The sequence below is a fragment of the Novosphingobium sp. Sphag1I genome (genome assembly GCF_056279125.1).
This window is the reverse complement of record NZ_JBWBQS010000024.1, coordinates 1-23266: the sequence shown is the minus strand read 5'-3', so window position 1 is coordinate 23266 and position 23266 is coordinate 1. Positions and strand designations below refer to the sequence as shown.

The window sequence follows — 23266 nt, the reverse complement described above, 5'->3', positions numbered from 1 at the left end:
ACTCCTATTTAGATAATGATCAGAACACCACGACGCTGCGGATGCTTTTGCCCGCATGCATGAGTTCAAAGGCAGTGTTGATGTCTTCAAGGCCCATGACATGGGTGATCATCGGGTCGATCTCGATCTTGCCGGTCATATACATGTCGACGATCTTGGGCACATCGGTGCGGCCCTTGGCCCCGCCAAACGCCGTGCCGCGCCAGTTGCGTCCCGTGACAAGCTGGAAGGGACGGGTTTCGATGGTCTTGCCCGCTTCGGCCACGCCGATGATGATGCTGGTGCCCCAGCCGCGGTGGCATGCCTCAAGCGCGGTGCGCATGACCTCGGTGTTGCCGGTGGCGTCAAAGGTGTAATCCGCCCCGCCGTCGGTCAGCACCACGATGGCCGCCACGATCTCCTCACGACTCATGCCCCGCGTGTTGAGGAAGTCGGTCATGCCGAAGCGGCGGCCCCATTCCTCGCGATCAGGGTTAAGGTCGACGCCGATGATCTTGTTGGCGCCGGCCAGACGCGCGCCCTGAATGACGTTCAGACCAATCCCGCCGAGGCCGAACACCACCACATTGTCGCCCACCTGCACCTTGGCCGTGTTGACCACCGCGCCAACGCCTGTGGTCACGCCGCAGCCGATGTAGCAGGCCGATTGGAACGGCGCGTCTTGGCGAATCTTGGCCAGTGCGATTTCGGGAAGGACGGTGAAATTCGAAAAGGTCGAGCAGCCCATGTAGTGATAGATCGGCTGACCCTTGTACGAAAAGCGCGTGGTGCCATCGGGCATCAACCCCTTGCCCTGTGTCGCGCGGATGGCGGTGCACAGATTGGTCTTGCCCGAAAGGCAGCTTTTGCACTGGCGGCATTCGGGCGTGTAGAGCGGGATCACATGGTCGCCCGGCACCACGCTGGTGACGCCTGCGCCCACTTCGCGCACGATCCCCGCGCCTTCATGGCCCAGAATCGAGGGAAAGATGCCTTCTGAATCAAAGCCGTCCAGCGTGTAGGCGTCGGTGTGGCAAATGCCGGTTGCCATGATCTCCACCAGAACCTCGCCGGCCTTGGGGCCTTCGAGATCGACTTCCACAATCTCCAGCGGGGTTTTCGGCGCAAAAGCAACGGCGGCGCGGGTCTTCATCTTCATTTCTTTCCAATTAGCGAGGGGAATTTCAATCGATCATGCATTTATACAGCAGTTCTTCGATGAAATATTACTCTTCGACCAACTCGATTGCGTTGACGATATGCGCTTGAGTATATTCCAGCAGGCCCGCTTCACCCAGTTCAGCCCCAAGACCCGACTGCTTTACGCCACGAAATGGAATGTTCGCATCAATGGCGAGATGCTGATTGACCCAGACCGTACCGCTATCAATTTGACGAGCGACAGCGATTGCACGAGCCGTGTCCTTGCCCCATACCGTGCCGCCAAGCCCATATTCGCCAGCATTTGCACGCGCGATAACCTCGTCGATATCGCTAAATTTCAACACTGGCAGAACTGGTCCAAATTGCTCTTCACGTACCAGCGGAGATTCGTCGTCCAGATCCGCTATGATCGTGGGCGGAATGAAATAGCCAGGGCGGTCGATCGGTGCGCCACCAGCCAGAACGGTGCCTGACGCACTTGCATCTGCCAGCAAAGCCGAGACCTTATCGAACTGCATCTTGTTCTGCATGGGGCCGACAGTCGTGCCCTGCTTTGCGCCGTCATCCACCACGGCCGCCTGCGCCAGTTTGGCGATTTCAACGCAAAACTCGTCATAGACGCTTTCATGAACATAGACTCGCTTGATCGCCACACAGATTTGACCGGCATTGGTCATGGCGCCCTGATAGACCTTTTGCGCGGCTAGCTTGGCCGGCATGTCGTCCAAGACGATGGCTGCGTCATTTCCACCGAGTTCGAGCGTCACCCGCTTCACGCCGGTTGCAGCAGATGCCATGACTTTTTTTCCGGTAGCGGTAGATCCGGTGAAGCCGATCTTGGCAATGTCGGGGTGGGAGGAGAGCAACCCTCCCAGGTCATTCTGATCGACGATAATATTGACCACCCCAGCAGGCAGTACATCGGCAATGATTTCGCCCAACAGCAAAGAAGTAAGCGGAGTCGTTGGAGCCGGCTTCGCAACCATGGTATTGCCGGTAATAAGGCAGGGAGCCAATTTGTTAGCCAGAAGGATCATGGGGAAGTTCCAGGGCGTGATGGCAGCGCAAACCCCCAGAGGCGTCCGATGCTCAAATACCTTGTGACCGTTCTCATGCTTCATGATCTTTTCGGCGACGCGCATCTTGGCGAAGCCTTTGAGCGTGAATACCGTGCCCATGACTTCGTATTGAGCTTGATCGAGAGGCTTTCCTTGCTCAGCGGTAAGCAGCCGAGCGAACTCGTCTGCTCTTGCCATGAGCCTGTCCGCGATCTCATCGACCAACGCGGCCCGTTCGTCCTGAGTCTTGCTTGCCCACGCAGGAAAAGCACGCTTGGCGGCTGCCACAGCAGCGTTAAGTTGTGCCTCGTCGGACTTGGGGCATTTGGAGACCACCTGCTCGTTAGCAGGGTTAATCACATCAAAGCTTGAAGTACCGTCCACGAGTTGGCCATCAACCAACATCTTATATGCGTGTGACATATCGCTCTCCCGACAATTCTAATATGGATTAGGCTACGATCGCAGAATGCCTAATTTGAGCTTTTGATGGCCCGGGCGATGAGTTGCCGGGCACGGACGCCACCTTCATCGATACGATAGGCAGCGAGCTTGAGATCCGGGTTTGCATCGATGGCTTTTTGCTGAGCCGCCAGAATTTCTGCATCCTCAAGAAATACCCCACCCTGCTGGCGTTTGAAGCGAGCGGTAAATCCGGTATCCTCAAGATCAAAGTTTCGCGCCATCCCCCAAAAATAATGATGACTTGTTTCGGTTTCCGGCGTCATGAAATCGACCACTATACCGCGCACACCCTGATCATGGTTTTCCAAAGTCGTGCCAGTATTTGCCTGAGCCACCCCGACATCGATCATGACTGCAGATGGCAACAGAAATTGACAAATTTGCCAGCGATCCACCAAACCGTCCTTGCGGAGCGCGCTTCGCCAAAATGGAGGTGCGTTGACGCTAGGCATCCATCTCGACACAAAGACATTATCGCCCTCAACTCGCGTCTCGATCGGTGCCTCCATGATTTCAGGCTGCCCGATGGAACCAGCATGAACGTAAGTCTCGTGCGTCAGGTCCATCAAATTATCGACCATAAGGCGATAATCGCAATCGATCTGGTAATAACTGCCGTCAAACGTCCAGCCTTCAGCTGCACAAGGCCATAGATTGGGAATAAGTTCAGGGTTCGCCTTTTCCTTATCACCGACCCAGACCCAAATGAAACGATACCGCTCCTCAACAATAAAAGTTTCAACACAGATCGATTTGTTCACCGGATCTGTTCGAATGGGCATTTCGACGGCATGGCCATCCGAGCCAATTTTCAAACCATGATACTTACAGCGGATGTCATCGCCTTCCCGCAGCCCCAGCGAAAGAGGCAAGAGGCGATGAGGACACGCATCCCGCATCGCAATCGGCGTGCGATCAAGCCGGCGGTATAAAACCATCGGAACACCGCAAATTGTGCGAGCCAGCGGTGCTTCGTCCACTTCCGCGTCCCAAGCCGCCACATACCAAGCATTGCGTACCCAGGTTCCCATACATGCCCCCTAAAGCTCAATTTTTCTTTGTCGTTAGATTGGTTATTAGAGAAAGTTATTCGGCCAGATCATTGTTCGCCACATATGGGCGACATCCGATCCATCGAAACCCAATCCCTCTTCGGGTTCACGAAAGTGACGACCGATAATGTCCGTGAAAATTTCGGGATCGAACGCGGGAACGTCGTCAAAGAAGTATGTGTCGTACAGGGTGACAAGACGCGACGTCATGTACCACTTATGATTACGGGCATACTCGGCATCACGCTTCAGATACTCAGGCGGCTGATAATCGGCACCGAAAAATGCATCATAGCTCTCTGGATAGGAGTAGCCGACTTCAGGATCTGGCACATAGCGCAGCGCTTGGTGATATCGGACTGCCCACGCGATTTCCTCATCGACATAAGGGGCAATCATCTGTCCGCCCCAATAACCATGGTCTGAGCGAATAAAGCATCCGTTTGAGATGTCGTGCAGTAACACTGCAAGAACAACGCGCTCATCCTGCCCTTGCTCAAGAGCCCTCATGGCACTCACCGTAAGATGACGCACTGTGATATCGCTAAATCTAGCCCGAAAGAAATCGATCAATTTGGGCTTAGCCGGCATCCGCGTAAGCATGGGATTGTCGCCCATCATAAAGACACTGTCTTTATTGAGGCGCGCCAGCATCTCGGGCTCAGGATCCGGAACAGAAGTGCCGATCCTGCCGACTGGAGCGGGCACCACCATGCGTTCACGACCCGCCTGCGGCCATTCAGAGAAATCACACATTGTTTGAATTCCTAGCGTAATGATTGGCGATCCATGCACATGCCATCAACTGAGCCTGATGGAAGATCATGATGGGCAACAATGCAACGCCTGCTGCCGTTCCAGGAAAGAGAACTTTTGCCATCGGTATCCCCTGCACCAAGGATTTTTTCGTCGCACAGAACTGCAAGGCAATTCTATCCTCGCGCGTAAATCCTCCACGAAATCCTACCCAGAAGGTCGCCCCTAGCATTATTACGAGAGTAATTATGCAGATCACAAAAAGAACAAGCAGCTGCTCCAATCCGATCAACTTCCAGATTCCTTCTCGAACTGCGGTCGAAAATGCACTGAAAATTGACAAAAGTATTGTCACGCGATCAGTAATGAAAATCGTTGATTTGTTGCGCGCAACCCAGTCACCGATCCATTTTCGCAGGAACTGACCAAGTGCGAATGGAACCAGAATCTGAACAATGACGCCCTGCAATCCTTCAAGATTGACTTCAGACCGCTTAGCCCCAACCATTACCCCAACGAGGAGTGGGGTGAGAAGGATACCAAGGACTTGTGACACCGAGGCGGCTGCAACCGCCCCTGCAACATTTCCGCGTGCCAGAGATGTGAACGCGATCGAAGATTGCACCGTAGAGGGCAAAGCGCACATAAAAAACACGCCAACCCAAAGCTGGTCCGGCAATAAACTATGCAGACACGCCCGAAGTAGGATCGCCAAAAGCGGAAATGCGACAAATGTGAATGCCAAAATAATCGCATGCAGTCGCCAGTGAACCAAAGCCCCCTTCAATGCCGATGCTGGAATTTTAGCACCGTGGAAGAAAAATAAGGCAAAAATGGCGACGGACGAAACATTGGATATTATAGCACCAATTGCACGATCAGGCGGAAAATTACTTGCAAGCAATACCGTTGCGATAATGAGTATAAGAAAATTATCAGGCAGCAGACGTTTAAGCATCACGTTCTATCCCATCCCACCCAACCGCATTTGCACACTAGCGGCTTACTCACGGAAATGAGATAGCACTATTTTTATGTCATTTTCTGCTTAAATAGCCGAGTATCTCAAAATTTTTGCAACATTTATGATGTTTTTGAAGTTATTTTGGCACATTCCACCTTACACCGACTCAAGGCAGGTTTTGAATCCCAAATAGCTTGGCAGATTTTTCTCGGATTGATCAAAAGCGAAAGGCTTATCGACGCAAAAATGTCCTCCTGCGGATACTACCCTATCTCGGCGGTCGTCTGGCAATGGACTCGACAGATCGTCGATGCTGCGGAAGTCGCCACGCCCAAGCGGCGGACGGCAAGCCGCAAATCGCCATCCCCAGTTTCTGCTTCAAGAGCAGCATCACGATTTTCCGGGTGCCCGGCGCATAAATACAACAAAGTCAATGGCTTGACCATGGATTGAGATCTGTTCGCCCGGTAGAAAAGCAAGATTGGGCTATTCATCCACGCTATCGGTATCAAACGTGCCAAGGCGAAAATCTCGCGGGACAAGCTAACCTACAATATGAAACGCCCGATTTTCCATTAGCAACAGGCAACCATAGAATTAAGCGTGCCTGCAGTGCAGGAAACTGCGAAGACACGAAAATTTAAAACCCGATAGGCTGCTATCCACTTCCAAGCCATGGACCCTCTGTCAAAATTGCTAATTTCATAGGCTTTTGGAGGTGACCCTCTGCTCCAACTCATCATTCAAAATAATTCCAGACATTTCACCTAGCACGAATTACATCATCAAAAGCAACGAGCCCCAGTCGAAGCGCGGTGACACAAAGCTGTGTCCGAGTACCAACTCCAAATGCCCTGCGAAGTTGGCCCATATAAGTTTCTATCGTAGTTCGGCTAAGCCCATAAATCATGGCAATTTCGGGATCAGATTTCCCGATGGCCACACATTGCAATATTTCAAGTTTTCGAGGACTGAGTGAAGGCACAAGCTCAGCCTTTAACGGATAGCCGCGCAACCGCCTCGCCTCATGAAAGGCGGTAGCACCAACCAGCGTAGCCGCGCGGCAATTCCACTGCGAGGGCAAAGCTTTGCCCGTTACAAAAGAACAGGTGCCAGTTGGCTCTCCCGGCACGCTGACTGGGAGAGTAAGCCCATCACGCAACCCATGACGATTTGCTTCGTACAATATGTCTTTTTGGCGCCGCTCCAGACCAATCAGGTCGGATATTTTTCTCCAGAGAAAGGCCTTGCTGGCGCGCTGGCTGGCCAACATGATCGGATCATGTTGGTAAAATTTTTGCTCGATGAACCTTTCGGCGTAATCGCCGTAATTGTCGATTCGGATTAGCTTGGCTCGCGGCAGATGGAACCAGAGTCCTTGCACCAGAGCAAAGCGCTCAAATCCAAGCTCAGGCACCACGGCTTCCATCAGCCCGGACAGGTCGCTCAGCGACCGGCAACGGCTGGCACTATTCTCAAAGGTCTCGACCAACCGATACAGCCCCATAGAACCTCCACCGTTTGAAGACAGGTCACCTGCGTATCACCTCATTGGTACAAACAATCTGTCACGATGAAATTTGCCCGTTCGGATCGGCTCCGCTGACAGCCAGAGCCAGTTGTTCGAGCCGTTCGATACACAATGCCTCCACCAGATCACGCAGATGAGTAACCCAGCCGGAGATCACTTCAAGATCCTCGCGCTCAATGTGATATTGCTCGGAATAGCGCGCTTCGACATAGGCCCTTTTGAGCAATTCGAACCGGCGCTTGTCGGCGCGCAGCACCCTCGGCCAAGCCTCGATCAATCTGGGATCGCGGCTCTCGACCAGCGAACGCAAGAATTTGATATTATGCGACCGAGGGACATAGAATGAAGTCACCAGCAGGTAACACGAGAATGCGCGCTCAGTCGCCTGATGCATTAAGAAGGCAGCATCTCGATAGGCAGCCGAGCCCACCCCTTCGCCTCTTTCCGCTGAAGATGAGGCCAGCCAGATTGCGCTGTCCACAGTACCCAACCATTGTCCAAAATAAGCTTTCGCCATCTCATAGGCATCAGCTGGCGTTTGAGGCTTTGGCGTTGCCAGCGGATGCCCCGGCAAGTCATGCAGCAAAATTCCATCTCGGGCGATATCAGCCCAGAAATACTCCCCTCTGCCGAGCGAACGATTTACCTCGTCCAGAGTGTGAACAATGATGTTGACCAGACGCCCGACCTTTGGATCGCGCATGATCCGCTCATCGATCTCATACCAATATTCAGCAATGTCGGTCAGATCGGCATGGTTGACGATCACCAGCAGATCAAAATCTGACTGATAGCCGTTCGCGGGCTCATCTACCCAGTCGTTGCGGGCGTAACTTCCGAACAGGATGATCTTGAGAACCTTGCCATTTCGGAGCCAAGCCTGTGTCCGCGACGAGGTGGCCCTTTCAAAGCCGTCCAGAACCATTCTGGTAACGCGGTGGAGTTCAGCCTGCTGTCGCAGCGGGAGATGGTCAAGATCGCTTCGCATGGTGCCACTTTCCTCCATCATCCCTGCTCATGGCAAGAGCTATCCACGATCCGGCATTGAGTACGTAATTTGAATGATTTGCTGCACTGCATCATATGTCATAGAATTGTAATGCGGCGCTCGCGTGATGCGAACGAACCGTTTGTTCCACTGGCCAGTTGCTGGCGTGAGACCCCGGTTTTGGCCTCTTTTGGAAAGGAAGGACGATCGCTCGGCTCAGGCGGCCTGAGGCGCACGCTGCATGTCGATCGATAATGAGATGATCCGATTTCGCATTCTGAACGAGTTCAATGCCGCCCTCGCCATCGTATCTTCGCCTGAAGGTTTGCGGCAGACGCTGATTGCCGCCAAAGAGACGATGGGCTTCGATTACGTGGCCATGACCCACCACGTTGATATCCGTGAAGGGAGTCGGAAACTGATCCGGATCCACGACTATCCGGAAGCATGGGTCGAACGTTTCGACCAGCTTCGCCTCGGGCGGGTGGATCCTGTCCATCGTGCCAGTCAGACCCGGAAAGCAGGCTTTCTCTGGAACGACATCGGCCAAATGATCTACATGTCCCCTGCGGACCGGGCCATTATGGATGCGGCTCGCGAGTACGGCATCGGCGATGGCTTTACAGTCCCCGCTCATGTTCCAGGGGAATCCAATGGCTCTGTATCTTTCGCCATGGCGGTCGGCCGCCCCATACCCCACGACATGCTGACCATAGCCCCTCAAATCGCTGATCGCGCCTTCGACACGGCCAGACTCCTGTGGGGCATCCGGCCTCCCTTCATACGAAGACCGATTTTGACGGCGGCGCAAAGCCGTTGCCTGAGATGGATATTCCGCGGCAAATCGGATTCCGAAACCGGCCAGATCGAGAAGATCCAGACCTGTACGGTCGCCCGTCATGTCAGGCATGCCCGTGAACGTTATGGCGTGGAAAAAAGGACATCGCTGCTCAGCCGTACGCTGTTGGATGGGACACTCAGTCTCGCCGATTTCTACGACTACTGACATTCCCCTTTCAGGGAATAGGATAAATTCTCCAAAATTCTGATGCTTGCCTTCCCCTTTCAAGGAGCGCAAGCCATGTTGCATGTCCTAGCCTATTCGCCGGATTGGCGGTCCGATCCGGTGCTTTGCTCGATGTTTTCCGCGCGAAAGCGCGTGTTCATTGATCTGCTCAAATGGGACCTCCCCGTCTGCGACAATGCCTACGAATTGGATCGCTTCGACGAGCCCGGAGCGGTCTATCTCATCGTCAGCGCTGCCGATGGCAGCCACCGGGCATCAGCCCGGCTTCTGCCGACAACCCGCCCTCACCTTCTCAGCGCCATTTTCCCTGACCTATGCGCCGACGCGCCGCCCACGGGGGCCACCGTTCGTGAGATCACCCGATTTTGTCTGGAACGAAATTTGCGCGCACAAGACCGTCGGCGGGCGCGAAACGAACTTATCACCGCACTGGCCGACTATGGCCATGTCCACGAACTGTCCGCCTATACTGGCGTCGCAGAACTGGCCTGGTTTGAGCAAATCTGCGCGTTCGGCTGGGATTGCCGGGCGCTGGGCCGCCCCAGACAGCAGGATGGGCAGCAGCTTACCGGGCTGCGGATCGACCTGAAACCCGACACACGGGAACGACTGGCGGCAACCGGCATCTATATACGGACGCTCAAGACCTTGGAGGTCCGTCATGCAGCATGATCGCCCTCACCAGCACGAGATCGCAGTTCTGGCTGATACACTACGTCAGGACGGCTTTCTGATCCTTCGGGGCCTGATGCCACCTGCGCAGGTTACAGCACTCGACGATGACCTTGCGCAGCCCTTTGCCGAAACGCCCTTCAGCAAGGGCGGCTTCTATGGCGCGCGAACCCGGCGGTTCGGAAAGCTGCTTTGCCGCTCCCAGCACGCCGCGCCCTTCATCACGCAGCCGCTGATCTTGGCACTGAGCGAAGCAATTCTCAGCCCCTTCTGCGACAATCTGCAACTCAACCTCACGCAGGGGATCGCGATCCACCCCGGCGCCCCGCTCCAACCGCCCCACCGCGATCAGGACATGTGGCGGGGCGAAACAGGCCGCGTCGAATATCTCATCAACGTCATGTGGCCCTTCACCGACTATACAGCGCAGAATGGCGCAACGCTGCTCTGGCCCGGCAGTCATGGCGCGGAAGGCCTTCAAGTAGGACCGGATGGCGCGCCCTTCGTCGCAACGATGAAGCCGGGCGATGCTTTGATTTTCCTTGGCTCAACGCTTCATGGCGGCGGCGCGAACCACAGCACAGAAATCCGGCGCGGCATGATCGTGAGCTACTGCCTTGGCTGGCTCAAACCCTATGAAAATCAATGGCTGGTCTATCCGCCAGAAGTAGCACGACATTTCCCGCCAGAGCTCTCCGCGCTGGTGGGCTACCGGCAGCATCGGCCCAACCTCGGCAATGTCGAAGGACGGTGCCCATCCCTGCTGTTGGGGAACCCGCCAGTTGCCCCCTTGGGCGCGGTCGATGAACTTCGCCCCGATCAGGCTGCGATGGTCGTACAATTCGTGGAGGCCAATCTATGAATGCCGGCCCGACCTCAACCCGTATCTATGAAACTTTGCGCCTGCAGTTACGGCAACGAGGGTATCGCCCAGGCACGAGGCTCGATCCCCTCCGTCTCGCGGACGAGCTCGGCAGCAGCCAGACGCCAGTGCGCGATGCGCTCCATATTCTGGCCGGCGAGGATCTGGTGGTTGCCTTGCCCAATGGCGGCTTCACCACCGCAAGTTTCGACGAACAAGGGCTTTTTGACCTTTATTGCTGGAACAGTGATGTACTGACCGCCGCCTTGCGATGCCAGACGCCGCAGAACGCCTCGCCCTCGCCTGAAGAAATCACAAATCGGAATGAGATCGATTTGGCGGACCGGGTTGCGATCCTGTTTCAATGGGTCGCCAACAGTTCCACCAATCGTGAGCATGGGTGGGCCATAACCCGCATCAATGCGCGGCTCTATGGTGCCCGCATGGCAGAAGGGACCATGATCAAAGAGGGAGAGCAAGAGCTGCATGCCATGAACCTGTGCTTCGGCCAGAACATGTACTCAGACATGCGCAAGCTCGTAGCGCGATACACAAACCGCCGCAAAAGATTAGCTGGCCAGATACTGATAAATATTCAGCGCAATGCCCTCATATAAAGACGAAATATATCCCGTATAAGTTTGGATCACACGCTGCTCCTTCATACCATTACCGAGCCGCACTTATGCGGCTAGAAGGAGTAAAGCTCATGAAGCGCAATGACACCGTGATCGAACTGGGCGTCGCCAGCAAGGAAACCAAGGGCCAGAACGGCCTTATCCCCGACGAGCAGAACGGCCAGAACCAGGCCGGCATCGCCCGCGACTGACCTCGCGGATCGCGTCCGGCTTAGGCCGGGCGCGATCTTCGTTTCGATCATCCTACATTACTCGGGTTCTGGATCGATCCTGCCATGACGCTTGCAACCGGTCACTTCACATTCGCACCCGGCATCAGTTGCTGCGAGGTCGAAGGGCAACTCATCCTTCTCGATCAGCAGGCGGATCGCTATCTCGCGCTGAAAGCCGAGCAAGAGCAGTCCCTGAAACATCTGTTGGCCGGAACGGCTCGTACCACGGGCGATGACAAATGTATCGGCGAACTGGCCAAGTCCGGCATCCTGATGGAAGCCCGTGGCGGGCCTGCACCAAAATTGTGCGAACACCGACTCCCAGTAATAGCTCACATCTCCTCAAGCAAAGCCGAGGTTTCGGCCTTCACCCAGCTTCGTTTTGCGCTGCGGGTGATGATCGCACGGCGTTTTCTCCAATGGCGAGGCCTCTCGGTATCGCTACACCAGTTCAGACAGCGGAAGGCATCGCTTTCAAGCCCATGTATCGATCCCGGCCCCGCCTTGCAGGAAGCTGCCAATCTGTTGAGGCGCATCACGCTGTTCACAACAAGCCATGACCAATGCCTGCCGATCGCGCTGGGCCTTGCCCACCACCTTTTGGATCGCCGGGTGCCAAGCGAAGTCGTTCTTGGCGTCCAGCTCGGCCCCTTTCAGGCCCATTGCTGGCTGCAACATGGCGAGCATCTGATCGGGGACGACCTCGACATCACCCGCACGTTCAAACCGATTCTGGTGATATGATGGAACAAGCCTATCTGGCTCAGATACCTGCCGTGCCGAGTTTTCCGCTTCCACCTTTGGACGCCCCCAAGGGTTTCGATGCGCTGCTCAATGTCGCATCGCTGCGCCTGTTTACGTCAGCCTCAGTCCCTCACCAGATCTCACCGTATGGCGCCATTCTCGGCCGGATCTATTCTCGTCAGACCATCGAACCGGTGACGGCCCTGTCCCCGCAAGATTGGGCTGCGATCGCAGAGACAAAAGGCCAGATCCTGATCGACCAATTTTGGGGTGATTACGTCGCGTTCCTGATCGACGGCGATGGCGATACGGGCGCCAATGCCCGGATCATTCGCGCCCCATTCGGCCGCCTGGGCTGCTATTGGGTTAGGGACGGGCACACGATTACCATCACCTCGCATCCCGGGCTTCTGACCGACACCGGGGTCTCGCAACTTCAGATCGACCCGCTGGCACTGGCCCGCCACATCGCGCAGCCCGAGATGGCGCAGGACCTGACATGCCTGCATGGGCTGCACTCGCTGGCCGGTGGTAATCGGCTCAACTTAGAGCGTGAAAGACCCTCAGTCGATAAGCTTTGGTCGCCATGGCACCATTGTAACGACCGGCTGGGCGTCGCCAGCATCGAGCATGCCGGAGAGGTTTTGAGACAGGTTCTGATTGCGAGCGTCGCCGCTCAAACGCAGGACTATAGGCAGATTGTCCTTATGCTGTCGGGCGGCTTTGACTCCTCCGCTCTCGCAGCCTGTCTGCAGCAAGCCAAGCATCCATTTCAGGCGATCACACTGGTGACCCAATCGGCGATGGGAGACGAACGTCATTTCGCGCAGCTAGCGGCTCAAGCAACCGGCGCTCAGCTTATGGAGGCCTATCGGACGCTGGGTGGCGTGGATCTGGCAATATCCGCCGCGGCCCGAGGAGCACGCCCTTTCGCCCGAGCCTTTACGCAGGAAAGTGATCGCCTCGTTGGCTTGTTCGCAGACAAACAAGGTGCTGATGCCGTGATCGATGGTGGCAGCGGGGACAATCTATTTTTCAACTACATGTCGCTTGCCGCGCTCGTCGAAGTCTTCCGTCATAATAGCCTCGGCAAACGGTTCTGGCAGTTGAGTACCGCCTTCGCCGATCTCACGGGCGCCAGCATCGCCAGTGTGGTGGCAAGGACTATCCATCGCGCCGTAACCCGTGACAATAGCCTGCGCATTGAGAAGAGAGACCATTTCCTCACCCCGGATTTACGAACGGTGCTGAACCACCTTCCCCTCCATCCTTGGCAGGAACCGCCAGCGACGATGGGGGCAGGCAAGGCCGCGCATGTCGCCTTGCTCATGCCGACGCAGGCCAATGTTGAACAGGGTCCACCGCTTGATGGCCTGCGCCCCCGCTTCTCGCCCTTCGTATGCCAGCCGATTGTCGAAACCGTGCTGTCGCTTCCCATCTGGTGCTGGTTCGCCCCGGGTCACAACAGGGCAGCAGCGCGGACGGCTTTCGCACAGAACCTGCCGCCCGAACTGATCAACCGGCGTACCAAGGGCACGCCTGCTCCCTTCATGCATGAACTCTACTTCAAAAACCGGCCTCGCATTCGCTGTATGCTCCTCGATGGACGATTGGCGGGCCTTGGCATCCTCGATCTTGATGCTGTGCGCACCATGATCGATGCGGTCGGCCCGACGCGCGATTTCCGATATTCGCTGATCATGGATCTGGTTGACGCGGAAGTGTGGGCACGCTCGTGGGATTAGCCGCCGCCGGACTGAGGCGAGCATCCCGCGCCGCCTTCATTTTTTCCCAGCGGGCATATTGAACTGCCTTGGCTGGGTCGGCGTCCTTCTTACCTTGCAGCCAGAAGGCGAACCAGTCGAGGTTTCGATTGTAAACATTCAGCCGATGAACAGGCTGTCCCTTCACATGCTCCTCATCTGGAAAGATATACATTTCAACAGGCTTTCCAGCCTCGCGCAGCGCCGTGAAGGCTTCGAGCGATAGCTGGAATTCCTTGTCCGCCAGTTGCATCAGCAAGGGCGCCTCGATCTTGTCGGCGTTGAGCGAAATCGAGGCCGATTTCCAGAAATCCGGGCGGTTTTCGCTGGCCAGGGGTATGCCGATCTTGTCATGCTGCCAATCGGCCCAGGCAATGCCGCCATTCGTCATGGCGGTGTGCGGCTCCAAACAGCAGGTGCTGATCGCAGCGGCGGCAAAGACCGGGTAATTGATCATGGCGAAGCGCGCCGTTGTTGCGCCATCGCTCAAACCGGTGATCCCCATGCGGGCGGGATCGGCGATCCCCATCGCGACCACTTTCTCAACGCCCGTTTGCAGCGATGAGAGCAGGCTGCGCCGCTCGGACCAGTCCTGCTGATTGGCGGCAATGATCCTGTCAACGGTCGTCATGCCCAAAAGCGACAAGGCATAAAGCGGTGGGCGTTCGAGGCTCAGGACCGCAAAACCCTGTTCCGCATATCGGAAGATGGGATATTCATCGCCGGTACCGCCGCGCAGGAAGCCATCGCTATGATATTGCACGACGATCAGGGGCAGGTGCTGGCCGGGCTGATAGTCAGGCGGCAACACTAGATCACCCCAGGCCGGCAGGCCGAAGCTGTTTTTCCAGGTCAGGCGCTGGACCTTCCCCAACCGCACTTGCGCAAATTCCGGGTTGGGCTCGAAAATGACCTTCTGACGCCCGGTCTTCGCGTCCAGCCTGACGATATGCCTTGGAACCTTCGAGTTTTCGCTATCGCAGATCAGGTGTGCTCCAGCCTGAATGCAACCGGTCAACACATCGCCTGTGGCAAGAATACGGTGCGGCCCGCCCTTTCCCGGACGCCAGCGATAGAGGCCCATGCTGCCATATTGCCAGCCTTCGCGGCGAAGGAAGATGAGGGCGGACGAAGCCTTATCCCACCAAAGCCCGACGATCTTTCCCCGGCACATTTCCCACGGGCAATCGACCTGCCTCTTACGCGCATCCATCACCTTCAGGCCGGATGGCGCGAAAAACCCTGTTCCGACCCGCTCGGTCCATGCCCGCGCGCCATTCGACGCCTGAGCTTTGGGCGCCAGCTCATCGTCAGCCGTGGCAGCTGCCCTCAAAATCAGAGCATCCGCTTCGGATGCCAAAGCGCCAGCCCCATCGGCCAAAGAGATGCTGGTCACCTCTTCGGGCAAGGGCGCAGGCATCTGTGGGCGCGGGGAAATATTCGGGATGATCCGCGCGTCATAAAGCCAGCCGCTCGTCGCTTCTTGGTCGAATTCAGTCTTAAACTTCGCCTGATCAGGATGGGTGGCCACGATCAATCGGCTGCCATCATTGCTCCACGCCATACCAACGACATCGGCTTGCGAATGGGTGACCTGCTCCGCCCTGCTGCCATCGGCCCGCGCGCGCCATGCCTGAATCACGCCATGATCACGCCGCTTATAGGCCACCCATTGACCATCCGGCGACCAAACCGGTCTCACCAGCTTGAGAGCCCCGTCGAACATTTCCAGACCGCGTAAAGGCCCGGAATTGAAAATGGGTTCCCCGCCAGTATCGATCAGGCGCGCGCGGCCATCGACCAGACCGACGACAACGACACCTCGGCAAACGATATTCAACTTCACCTCCGCGCTGGTCAGGATGAAGGCTAGCTCTTTGCCATCAGGCGAGAGTGCCAAAGGGCTGATCCCCATGACGGAAGCATCGGAAGGACCGATGTCCCGCAATTCGACCAGATCAAGCGCGGTGATGGCGCGGGAACCCGCCGCGCCCACGACTTGTGGGGGCAAAAGGCCTTCGCAATCCGCGCTTGCATAGCTGCCCAAAGCGAACGTTCCGCTCAGTGTCATGACGGATAGAAGGAGGCGCTTCCGCCTCATAAGCCAGCTTACCATTTCGTGCTGACTCCAAAGCTGAGGAAGCGCCCGATCGGCGAGTAATTGGCCGAGTCATAGGGCGTATCTGTCAGTGTGGAGATCGTGATCTGGCTCGGCTTGGCGTTGAAGATGTTCTGGGCCGAGACGGAGACAGCCAGATTATCGAGGTGAGGCATCAGATGCGGCAGGGCATAGTGCGCCGTGAGATCCAGCGTTGCCATAACTGCAAGCCGCTTGGGCGTGGCATAGCGGTTGTCGATCACCCCGCCGATATAATGGCCGGTGAGATTGACCATCGCATCGTCATGTTTCCATGTGACGCCCGCCTGCCCGCGCCAATGGGGCGGACTGAAAATATTGCCGGCCAGTTGGATGATGGGCTGACTGCTGCTCAATTGCTGGCGGCTGTCGAGATAGCTCGCATTGGCAGCCAGCCTCAAATGATCGTGCGTACTCAGATCAAAGGCATATTCAGCGAGAATATCGACACCCCTGGCCCATTGATGCCCGGCATTAACGTTGCTGTTGTCGACAATCGCCACGACATTGGCCGAATTATAGGCGTAGCTTGTCGCGTTCAGATAGGTCGAGGCCGCGCCGATCACCGCCGCCTGCGTGGCCGCATCAGGCGCATAGGTGATCTGATCGCCGAAGATCGGATTGCTCAGCGCCTGCGACAGTGTGGTAATCGGCGTGACGATCCGGTCGCGATAATGGATGTTGAAATAGGTCACCTCCAACCTTGCCCCCGGGACCGCGCGCGGATGGAAGGCGATACCGGTTGACCATGTCGTCGCCCGCTCCGGCTTGAGCGAGGGACTTCCACCCAGCGCCAGCAGCACCGCCGATGTTGCCGGGGAAGTTGAGGCAGCCCCGACCGATCTGGCAGGATAGAGATAGACGCTTCGGGGCTGATATTGTTCATAAAGAGTAGGCACACGGAAGGACTTGCCCCAGCTTGCCTTGATATCAAAATCCTCACCCGGAGCGTAGATCAGCCCAAATTTCGGGGTCGCGACACTGGCAACGCCGGGATAGCGTTCGTAGCGGACCGCCGCGCTGGCATTGAGTTGCCTGATGAAGGGTATTTCCTGCGAAGACCCGATGATCGGAATGGCCAGCTCGCCAAAGGCATAATAGCTGTCCTGCGTATGCTGGGTGTTCACTGCGCTGCCGACACCGGCGTATCGGACGAAGCTGACCGTTCGATACCCGCCGCCGCCTGCGAGTTTCAGAGGACCGCCAGGCAGATCAAGCAGTTTGCCATCGCCATTCAATTCCACCGAACTGGCCGAATTGCGGTAATAGCTGGTCGCGGTCGTCGCGCAGCTTGCCAGACATAGGGTGCTGACAAGATCGACGCGCTCCTTGCCCGTCGTACCGGCCAGATTGAAGCGCCAGCCGGAATCGAGCTGCAGTTTGAGACTCGGTGCGATCCCCCAGATTTGATCCTTCGTGTTGAGGGCGCCGGTGCCTGTCTGGCCGCCTGAAACCTGAGGATAGGTTCCGGTCGAGCGCCGCAGGTTGAAATAGGCATCGGTTGTGAAAGTCAGTCTGTCGCTGAGCGCCTGATGACCGTTGAACGCCATGCTGTGATGCCAAATCGCCGGCATCAGCGAAAGCTTGGGCGCGACATCGCGGGCATAGGAGCGTTGACGCCCCCAAATGGCGTCGGAGGAACTGTAATCATAGGCGAGGATGATGCCGCCATTCTTCCAGCGCTCACCTCCGGCCAACCCATATTGCTGCTGGAAATTGCCGCCATCGGTGCTGCCGCCGATCCGCGCATTGGTCTCAACGCCCTTCATGTCGCGACGCAGTACGATATTGGCGACGCCCGCCACCGCGTCCGAACCATAGAGCGCGGAAGCTCCATCGGGCACGATTTCGATACGATCGATAATGCCGAAGGGAATGGCCGAGACATCGACGCTCTGGCGCGATGCGGTATAGGGAACCCGGTGTCCGTTGAGCAGGGTAAGCGTTGCATCGCTGCCCAGACCGCGCAGATTGATCGATGAGGCCCCGCCGACATCAACACCTCGGCCAGCCGGAACATTCGTGCCGACGCCAGGGTTCTGACCGCCGCTGAAGCTTTGGGGAATATCGCGCACCAGCCGCCCGAGATCCGAGTAGCCGCTTTCCTCCATCACCGACCGGGTGACGGAAATGACCTGCGATGCGACCGGCGCGCCGGCAATCCTTGAGCCCGTTACAATGATCCCGTTAGAAGCATCGCCCTGCTGCGCGCCGCGCCGGATCAGGTAATTGCCATCCAGCACCTCGACATGAAGGCCGGTCCCGTCAAGCAGGTGAGCGATAGCCTCTGGCAAAGTGTAGCTGCCCGACAATGCCGCAGCCTGCTTTCCTTCGGTATCCCGCGCGGCGGCGATAATATTGCCATGGGTCGCCGAGGCCAGATCGCGCAAGGCCTCACTCAACGGTTCAGCGGGAAGATTGACCTCATGGCGCTGCCCTTCCTGAGCAAAGGCCGGGCAGAAGCTACCGGCCGCTACAGCAGACATGAGGCCTGCTACCGCCCGTTTCATTCCTGATACTTGCATTATCATGCCTCCCTGACGCGACCTCAGCGTGCGTCTCGGGGGCATTGACGGGAGCGGGCGAAAAGCTTCCCCCCCTCCCCGCGAAAATTTTTTATCTCATGGGTCCATTCTTGCCAGCGAGGGAGAGTTGACCGTCTGGCCGTTCGACCAAAGTCAGCCCCAGCGCCTGCGCGGCGATTTGCGCAAAGGCCTTGGGTTTGCGCGCGTCAAACCCGCCGGATACTCGCAACTCGCCAAGCTGGGGATCGCCAAGGACGATCTTCTGCCTGTTATACCGGTTGATCTCCTCGACCGCATCACCAAGGCGAGCCTCATTGAAGGATGCGCGCCCGGAAACCCAATCCAACTCGTCAGCCTTTATCAGGCTGGGCAAAGGCAAATCGGTTGCTTGCGAAAAGCTGAGTAGCTGCCCCGGTGTGAGATTACGGGCAGTCACGTTTTGCGCCGATGGCCCGCGTTGCAGGCGTACTTCGACCGCACCGCGCAGGAGCGCCACCCGGACACCACCGGCCCCGATAGCGACATCAAAGATCGTCCCGTGAGCGATGACTCGCCCATCTCCTGCATCCACGGCAAAGGGACGCGAGGCATCATGCGCGACGGTAAAGCGCGCGCGCCCATGATCGAGCCGAAGCTCTCGCGCCTCGGCGGAAAAGTGGACCCGCAATTGCGAGTCCGCGTCGAGCAGCACCGTCGAACCATCAGGCAAGCCGATCTGCCGGGTTTCACCCAGCATCGTGACATAAACAGCATCGGAAACCGGGTTTGCCGCTTCGGAGCCAGCGATCAAAGCGCGTTGCGATGGATCCATCATATAAAATGACAGAAGCCCGAAAGTGGCAGCCAGCCCCGCCGCGATAGCCGGGGCAACAAACGGATGGCGTTTAACAAAAGGCAGACGGGTAAGACGGCTATTGGCCACCAGTCCTCCACCAGCGGCGACATCAACCTTGGCCATGGAGGCTTTGACTCGTTCATAAGCCGCTGCATGTGCCGGGTCTGCGCCGCGCCATGCCTCAAAGGCGGCAAGCACCGCGATACGGCCACGGGCGGTTTCACCCGGCCCTGTTGCGTCGCCAAGCTGAATGCGGACCAGCCAATCGCTTGCTACGCGATCAAGATCTGCCTCGGCATTCGGATCAGTTGGCATCATCGACTCCAAAATGGCGGTGCAGATGCACGACCGCCCGGCCAAGGTGCTTATCGACCGCCTTGACGCTCAATCCCGTCTTCGCGGCGATTTCCGCGCGGCTATAGCCATGAAACCGACGGGCAATGAAAATATCCCGCGTCAGTGGCTTGAGCATCATCATAACCCCTTCGACACGGCTTAGCATATCCCTTGCCTCATGGGCCGCAAGTTCATCCAAAGCAGGCAAGGCGATATCGTCAACGGGCACAGCGTACAGGGCCATACGCCGCTCGGGGTTCCTGCTACGATCATTCAGGACATTCACGGCCACTTGCGTCAGGTATCTTTCGGGACATTCAGGCGCCGCATCGCGCTCCAGAACCGCAGAGGCAAAGCGGGTAAATGTTTCGTGGACGAGATCGGCAGCATCCTGCGGATCTGATCGGCGATTGAAAAGGCGCAGCAGGCGTCCTGCCTGCGAGCGGTAGAGCGCTTCAAGGGCGCGCCGTCCAAAGGACGGGTTGCCTGCTTGCTGCGCATTCGGCACCTGGCTGTCCTGATTGCATACTAAGTCCATCGACGTAGTCGCCGCGCCGGGCCTCAGGCTCATGGTGATCGCTCGCCCTGATGGAATGGGCTGAGGCTGCCCAGCTTCAAAAATAACACCTGCATGACCGCGCAACATCCTTCGCTGGCGAAACGAAGGCGGCTGCAAACCGGGTGCTGAGAACACGATCGAAGAACGCGCGCCGCTGCCTTTGGCGGCAAAACCGCTTGGACATAGCAACGGCCACCCGGCCGCACAGATCAAGTGCAGCGGATTTGATTTTCGATCAAGGTTCTCAGGCCTCGGCGGCGCCCTCGCGTCGCACAGGAAAGTCTGCATAAGCCAGACATTTAGGCAAGCGGTCAGATGGACTACCCATCAGAAAGACCGAAATCGTCGCGCAATTGCCACATCAGTTCGGAAAGGTGCTTGTTCAAGAGCTTTTACGGTTCAGCCCTCAGGCCCGCATCCGCACAGCATTGCGGCCTTGCGTCTTGACCTCGTAAAGGGTTTCACCAGCGGTATGAAACAATTGCGCCTTGGTCCAACCCGGCACCATTTCAGCGACGCCGCAACTGAACGTAACGCGTAAAAGACGACCATCCTTTGCCGAATTCGCCAGAGCGTGGCACCGGTCGAGGATCCGGTTGCATATCTGTTCAGCCGTGGAAGCATCCGCACGAAACAAGATCGCAAACTCATCGCCACCAATGCGGCCCACCAGATCGTTCACCCGGATTTCGGCCTTGAGGCATTCTCCAATTCTGGCAAGAATGTCGTCGCCCTTATTGTGGCCGAACTGGTCGTTGATGATCTTGAAATGATCGACATCGATCAGGGCCAGCGTGCATATTCCGCCTTCATCCATGGCTTCCTGAACGCTCTGGTGGAATCCGGCCCGGTTGAGAACCTTGGTCAGGTCATCAGTATAAGCCTTTTTCTCCAGCTCGCGTTCGCGAAGAGCGCGGGTGGTGATGTCGTGGAACGTGACAACCGATCCTGAACCACCCTCGTCATCATCGAGGGGAGCAAGCGAGGCTTCGAGACAAATGCCCTGCGTTGCTTGCAGATCGACAACGGTATCGCTGCCTTCAAATAAGTTCTCAAGGCCGGACCATTTATGGGCCAGTTGCCGCCATGAAACTCCGATCAGACTTTCAGCCGCCGTTCCCAGAAGTGCCTCTGTGGGGCCACCGGCAAAGATACAGCACCCATCCGCATCAAAGCCCAGCACGGCATCCGGGCCATTTGCCAGAATCATGCGGATCGATTTTTCACGGTCGTGGAGCTTTTTCCCCACATCGGCGCGCGATGCAACGACTGCAACAACGGTAAAGCAGGTGACCAGTGTCATGATCAGATAGAATTGAAAGAAAGCCGATTTGGCCAGCAGACCGCCATGCATCAGCGCGACCGGCCCATGGCCCTCCATCGTGACCAGAGTGCCCACAATGGCCGTGATGAGCATGGCGATTTGGATGCCCTGACGCCCCAACGGGAAGGTCAGCAGGACAAGGGCGCAGATCGGCAGAAAGAGCAGCGGCATATCGTTTTGCAGAAAGACGAAGGCAACCAAAGCCGAATAGGATGCCAAAAGCCCCAGCATCTTCCATCGCTGCGCCGCGCTCTTGATGCGATAGCATTCGGCATAGGCGCCATCCCAGATCGATTTGAAGAACGGAGTGGCGACCATAAAGCCCACCCCATTGCTGAAGAACCAGCGCGCGAAGGAGGGGACAAAGGGCTGCTGATAAATCACCAGCGTCACCAGCGAGCCCAGCGCCCCGCCGATGGCAGGCGTAATCAAGCCCGCCCAGAGCACGAAATGGCCAAGCGTGCGGATGTCGGACAGCAGGCCCGGCATGGACAATCGGCGCTGCAGGAGCGAGGCCGCCACCCACACCTGCCCCATGTTGATCACGGCATAGAGAATATGCCCCCAAGCAAAACCGCGCATGGCATCATTGGCCAGTTGATTGGCGATCAGACCGGCAAGGAGAACCGGCTTCTGTAGCACGGCAATCTGGATGAGAACGCGCGACAATGAAGATGAGAATCCGGTGTGTTGGGATCGGCGCGGGGCGTAGCCCGGAGCCGATCCCAACACACCGGAGGCATTCTGTTTCAGAGTGTCTGTGATGGTCGTGGTGGCCGCTATGCATGAGGTTTTCCCGGAAGGAGGACCTGACGTGTGGCCGGTCGACACATCAATGATCATCAGGTGAGACTTTTCATGACCAACAGACGTAATGCGCCCGTCGCTCTGGCGGCGGCAAAGGCCGGGTCCAGCACGGCCACCGGCTACCGCTTGCTGCAAAGCGGCGAACTCCCATCCCAGAGGCAAAGCGCTCGCAGCCGCAGACGCCCAGATCCCTTGGCGGGGATATTCGAAGAGATTGTCGTCCCCATGTTAGAGGCGTCTCCGGGGCTGCGGCCCATCGCAATCTTCGAGGAACTGCGGCGCCGATCTCCAGAGACCGAGTTTGGCTCACGACGGACGCTGGAACGGCGCATCCGTCATTGGCGCGCATTGCATGGGCAAGACCGTGAAGTTATTTTCCGCCAGGTACATGAGCCGGGACGTATGGGCCTTTCCGACTTTACCTGCATGAACGATCTGGAGGTAACCATCGCCGGTAAACCACTGGCTCACCTGCTTTATCATTTCCGGCTGCCGTGCGGCGGCTTCGAGCATGCCCATATCATTCTGGGCGGCGAGAGCTTTGTGGCTCTGGCCGAGGGACTGCAAAATGCGCTGTGGTCGGCCGGCGGGGCACCGCGGCTGCATCGAACCGACAGTTTGTCAGCCGCATTCCGTAACCTGGAGGCCGATGCCAAGGCCGACTTGACCCGGCGCTATGATGCGCTTTGCGCCCACTACGGGATGGAACCGACGCGCAACAACACAGGTATTGCCCATGAGAATGGCTCGATCGAGAGCGCCCACGGCCATATCAAGGTGGACTTGTAACGGATTTGTGCCGGTCACCTATCTCACTATGCCACCTTGGCCTCGAATGCGAGGGGGCTGATGCCGCCCAGATATGAAT

General features: G+C 57.2%; 20 protein-coding genes and 1 pseudogene. 9 read left to right on the top strand and 12 right to left on the bottom strand.

The features are described 5' to 3' along the window. Positions 1-19: 19 nt before the first annotated feature. The 5 genes from ACZ9HU_RS20470 to ACZ9HU_RS20450 form a co-directional block, all read right to left on the bottom strand. Positions 20-1132, bottom strand: a complete 1113-nt coding sequence (locus ACZ9HU_RS20470) for an S-(hydroxymethyl)glutathione dehydrogenase/class III alcohol dehydrogenase (protein ID WP_476107734.1) — start codon at positions 1130-1132, stop codon at positions 20-22. Between the two features lie 73 nt (positions 1133-1205). Further along, on the bottom strand, positions 1206-2624 hold the full coding sequence (locus ACZ9HU_RS20465; RefSeq protein WP_476107733.1) for an aldehyde dehydrogenase family protein: 1419 nt from the start codon (positions 2622-2624) through the stop codon (positions 1206-1208). 50 nt (positions 2625-2674) lie between these two features. Then, complete coding sequence (locus tag ACZ9HU_RS20460; protein WP_476107732.1) at positions 2675-3697, bottom strand: Rieske 2Fe-2S domain-containing protein; 1023 nt, start codon at positions 3695-3697, stop codon at positions 2675-2677. 45 nt (positions 3698-3742) lie between these two features. Beyond that, complete coding sequence (locus tag ACZ9HU_RS20455) at positions 3743-4474, bottom strand: hypothetical protein (protein ID WP_476107731.1); 732 nt, start codon at positions 4472-4474, stop codon at positions 3743-3745. Beyond that, positions 4467-5432 (bottom strand): bile acid:sodium symporter family protein, encoded by a 966-nt coding sequence (locus tag ACZ9HU_RS20450; protein WP_476107730.1) that lies wholly within the window; start codon positions 5430-5432, stop codon positions 4467-4469. Before ACZ9HU_RS20450 ends, ACZ9HU_RS20455 begins: the two co-directional genes overlap by 8 nt. A 147-nt stretch (positions 5433-5579) precedes the next feature. On the opposite strand from ACZ9HU_RS20450, the gene ACZ9HU_RS20445 reads away from it, so the two are divergent. After that, positions 5580-5891: a hypothetical protein gene (locus ACZ9HU_RS20445; protein WP_476107729.1), complete on the top strand. Its 312-nt coding sequence runs from the start codon at positions 5580-5582 to the stop codon at positions 5889-5891. A 310-nt stretch (positions 5892-6201) separates the two neighbouring features. Here the strand turns inward: ACZ9HU_RS20445 and ACZ9HU_RS20440 are convergent, their stop codons facing one another. After that, positions 6202-6945 carry a helix-turn-helix transcriptional regulator gene (locus ACZ9HU_RS20440; RefSeq protein WP_476107728.1) on the bottom strand — a complete coding sequence of 248 codons (744 nt, stop codon included), beginning with the start codon at positions 6943-6945 and terminating at the stop codon, positions 6202-6204. Positions 6946-7006: 61 nt separating this feature from the next. Further along, a complete protein-coding gene (locus ACZ9HU_RS20435) occupies positions 7007-7957 on the bottom strand; it encodes a HEPN domain-containing protein (protein ID WP_476107727.1) in 951 nt (316 codons plus the stop codon). A gap of 241 nt (positions 7958-8198) precedes the next feature. Between ACZ9HU_RS20435 and ACZ9HU_RS20430 the strand changes: the two genes are divergently transcribed. The 7 genes from ACZ9HU_RS20430 to ACZ9HU_RS20400 all read left to right on the top strand — a co-directional run bounded on the left by ACZ9HU_RS20430 (position 8199) and on the right by ACZ9HU_RS20400 (position 13857). Then, positions 8199-8963, top strand: coding sequence for a helix-turn-helix transcriptional regulator (locus tag ACZ9HU_RS20430; RefSeq protein ID WP_476107726.1), 765 nt, complete (start codon positions 8199-8201; stop codon positions 8961-8963). 75 nt (positions 8964-9038) lie between these two features. Continuing rightward, positions 9039-9656 carry an acyl-homoserine-lactone synthase gene (locus ACZ9HU_RS20425; protein ID WP_476107725.1) on the top strand — a complete coding sequence of 206 codons (618 nt, stop codon included), beginning with the start codon at positions 9039-9041 and terminating at the stop codon, positions 9654-9656. After that, on the top strand, positions 9646-10518 hold the full coding sequence (locus tag ACZ9HU_RS20420) for a phytanoyl-CoA dioxygenase family protein (protein WP_476107723.1): 873 nt from the start codon (positions 9646-9648) through the stop codon (positions 10516-10518). The genes ACZ9HU_RS20425 and ACZ9HU_RS20420 overlap by 11 nt, the downstream gene beginning before the upstream one ends. Beyond that, on the top strand, positions 10515-11135 hold the full coding sequence (locus tag ACZ9HU_RS20415) for a GntR family transcriptional regulator (RefSeq protein WP_476107721.1): 621 nt from the start codon (positions 10515-10517) through the stop codon (positions 11133-11135). Before ACZ9HU_RS20420 ends, ACZ9HU_RS20415 begins: the two co-directional genes overlap by 4 nt. Before the next feature lie 92 nt (positions 11136-11227). Further along, positions 11228-11347 carry a benenodin family lasso peptide gene (locus tag ACZ9HU_RS20410; RefSeq protein WP_476107720.1) on the top strand — a complete coding sequence of 40 codons (120 nt, stop codon included), beginning with the start codon at positions 11228-11230 and terminating at the stop codon, positions 11345-11347. An 84-nt stretch (positions 11348-11431) separates the two neighbouring features. Further along, the gene (locus ACZ9HU_RS20405; protein WP_476107718.1) at positions 11432-12112 is read left to right on the top strand and encodes a lasso peptide biosynthesis B2 protein; all 681 of its coding nucleotides are present in this window, start codon (positions 11432-11434) and stop codon (positions 12110-12112) included. Beyond that, positions 12109-13857 carry an asparagine synthase-related protein gene (locus tag ACZ9HU_RS20400; RefSeq protein ID WP_476107716.1) on the top strand — a complete coding sequence of 583 codons (1749 nt, stop codon included), beginning with the start codon at positions 12109-12111 and terminating at the stop codon, positions 13855-13857. Before ACZ9HU_RS20405 ends, ACZ9HU_RS20400 begins: the two co-directional genes overlap by 4 nt. Here ACZ9HU_RS20400 and ACZ9HU_RS20395 read toward each other — a convergent pair. The 5 genes from ACZ9HU_RS20395 to ACZ9HU_RS20375 form a co-directional block, all read right to left on the bottom strand. Then, positions 13811-15946 carry an Atxe2 family lasso peptide isopeptidase gene (locus tag ACZ9HU_RS20395; protein WP_476107715.1) on the bottom strand — a complete coding sequence of 712 codons (2136 nt, stop codon included), beginning with the start codon at positions 15944-15946 and terminating at the stop codon, positions 13811-13813. The genes ACZ9HU_RS20400 and ACZ9HU_RS20395 overlap by 47 nt on opposite strands. 38 nt (positions 15947-15984) lie before the next feature. After that, on the bottom strand, positions 15985-18498 hold the full coding sequence (locus ACZ9HU_RS20390; RefSeq protein WP_476107714.1) for a TonB-dependent receptor domain-containing protein: 2514 nt from the start codon (positions 18496-18498) through the stop codon (positions 15985-15987). Between the two features lie 130 nt (positions 18499-18628). Then, entirely contained in the window at positions 18629-19687 is a 1059-nt protein-coding gene (locus ACZ9HU_RS20385; protein ID WP_476107712.1) for a FecR family protein, read from the bottom strand. Then, a complete protein-coding gene (locus ACZ9HU_RS20380; protein WP_476107710.1) occupies positions 19677-20555 on the bottom strand; it encodes an RNA polymerase sigma factor in 879 nt (292 codons plus the stop codon). Before ACZ9HU_RS20380 ends, ACZ9HU_RS20385 begins: the two co-directional genes overlap by 11 nt. Before the next feature lie 118 nt (positions 20556-20673). Continuing rightward, entirely contained in the window at positions 20674-22260 is a 1587-nt protein-coding gene (locus tag ACZ9HU_RS20375; protein ID WP_476107708.1) for a sensor domain-containing diguanylate cyclase, read from the bottom strand. Positions 22261-22407: 147 nt separating this feature from the next. Between ACZ9HU_RS20375 and istA the strand changes: the two are divergent. Further along, positions 22408-23184 (top strand): annotated as a pseudogene (gene istA / locus ACZ9HU_RS20370) (IS21 family transposase); the annotation flags it as partial. Between the last annotated feature and the right edge of the window lie 82 nt (positions 23185-23266).

Coding starts and splice junctions, on each gene's coding strand:
- ACZ9HU_RS20380 (WP_476107710.1), bottom strand. CDS start 20,555: ATGCAGACTTTCCTGTGCGACGCGAGGGCGCCGCCGAGGCCTGAGAAC.
- ACZ9HU_RS20420 (WP_476107723.1), top strand. CDS start 9,646: ATGCAGCATGATCGCCCTCACCAGCACGAGATCGCAGTTCTGGCTGAT.
- ACZ9HU_RS20410 (WP_476107720.1), top strand. CDS start 11,228: ATGAAGCGCAATGACACCGTGATCGAACTGGGCGTCGCCAGCAAGGAA.
- ACZ9HU_RS20455 (WP_476107731.1), bottom strand. CDS start 4,474: ATGTGTGATTTCTCTGAATGGCCGCAGGCGGGTCGTGAACGCATGGTG.
- ACZ9HU_RS20435 (WP_476107727.1), bottom strand. CDS start 7,957: ATGCGAAGCGATCTTGACCATCTCCCGCTGCGACAGCAGGCTGAACTC.
- ACZ9HU_RS20390 (WP_476107714.1), bottom strand. CDS start 18,498: ATGTCTGCTGTAGCGGCCGGTAGCTTCTGCCCGGCCTTTGCTCAGGAA.
- ACZ9HU_RS20460 (WP_476107732.1), bottom strand. CDS start 3,697: ATGGGAACCTGGGTACGCAATGCTTGGTATGTGGCGGCTTGGGACGCG.
- ACZ9HU_RS20465 (WP_476107733.1), bottom strand. CDS start 2,624: ATGTCACACGCATATAAGATGTTGGTTGATGGCCAACTCGTGGACGGT.
- ACZ9HU_RS20415 (WP_476107721.1), top strand. CDS start 10,515: ATGAATGCCGGCCCGACCTCAACCCGTATCTATGAAACTTTGCGCCTG.
- ACZ9HU_RS20425 (WP_476107725.1), top strand. CDS start 9,039: ATGTTGCATGTCCTAGCCTATTCGCCGGATTGGCGGTCCGATCCGGTG.
- ACZ9HU_RS20400 (WP_476107716.1), top strand. CDS start 12,109: ATGATGGAACAAGCCTATCTGGCTCAGATACCTGCCGTGCCGAGTTTT.
- ACZ9HU_RS20405 (WP_476107718.1), top strand. CDS start 11,432: ATGACGCTTGCAACCGGTCACTTCACATTCGCACCCGGCATCAGTTGC.
- ACZ9HU_RS20430 (WP_476107726.1), top strand. CDS start 8,199: ATGTCGATCGATAATGAGATGATCCGATTTCGCATTCTGAACGAGTTC.
- ACZ9HU_RS20440 (WP_476107728.1), bottom strand. CDS start 6,945: ATGGGGCTGTATCGGTTGGTCGAGACCTTTGAGAATAGTGCCAGCCGT.
- ACZ9HU_RS20470 (WP_476107734.1), bottom strand. CDS start 1,132: ATGAAGACCCGCGCCGCCGTTGCTTTTGCGCCGAAAACCCCGCTGGAG.
- ACZ9HU_RS20450 (WP_476107730.1), bottom strand. CDS start 5,432: ATGCTTAAACGTCTGCTGCCTGATAATTTTCTTATACTCATTATCGCA.
- ACZ9HU_RS20385 (WP_476107712.1), bottom strand. CDS start 19,687: ATGCCAACTGATCCGAATGCCGAGGCAGATCTTGATCGCGTAGCAAGC.
- ACZ9HU_RS20395 (WP_476107715.1), bottom strand. CDS start 15,946: ATGACACTGAGCGGAACGTTCGCTTTGGGCAGCTATGCAAGCGCGGAT.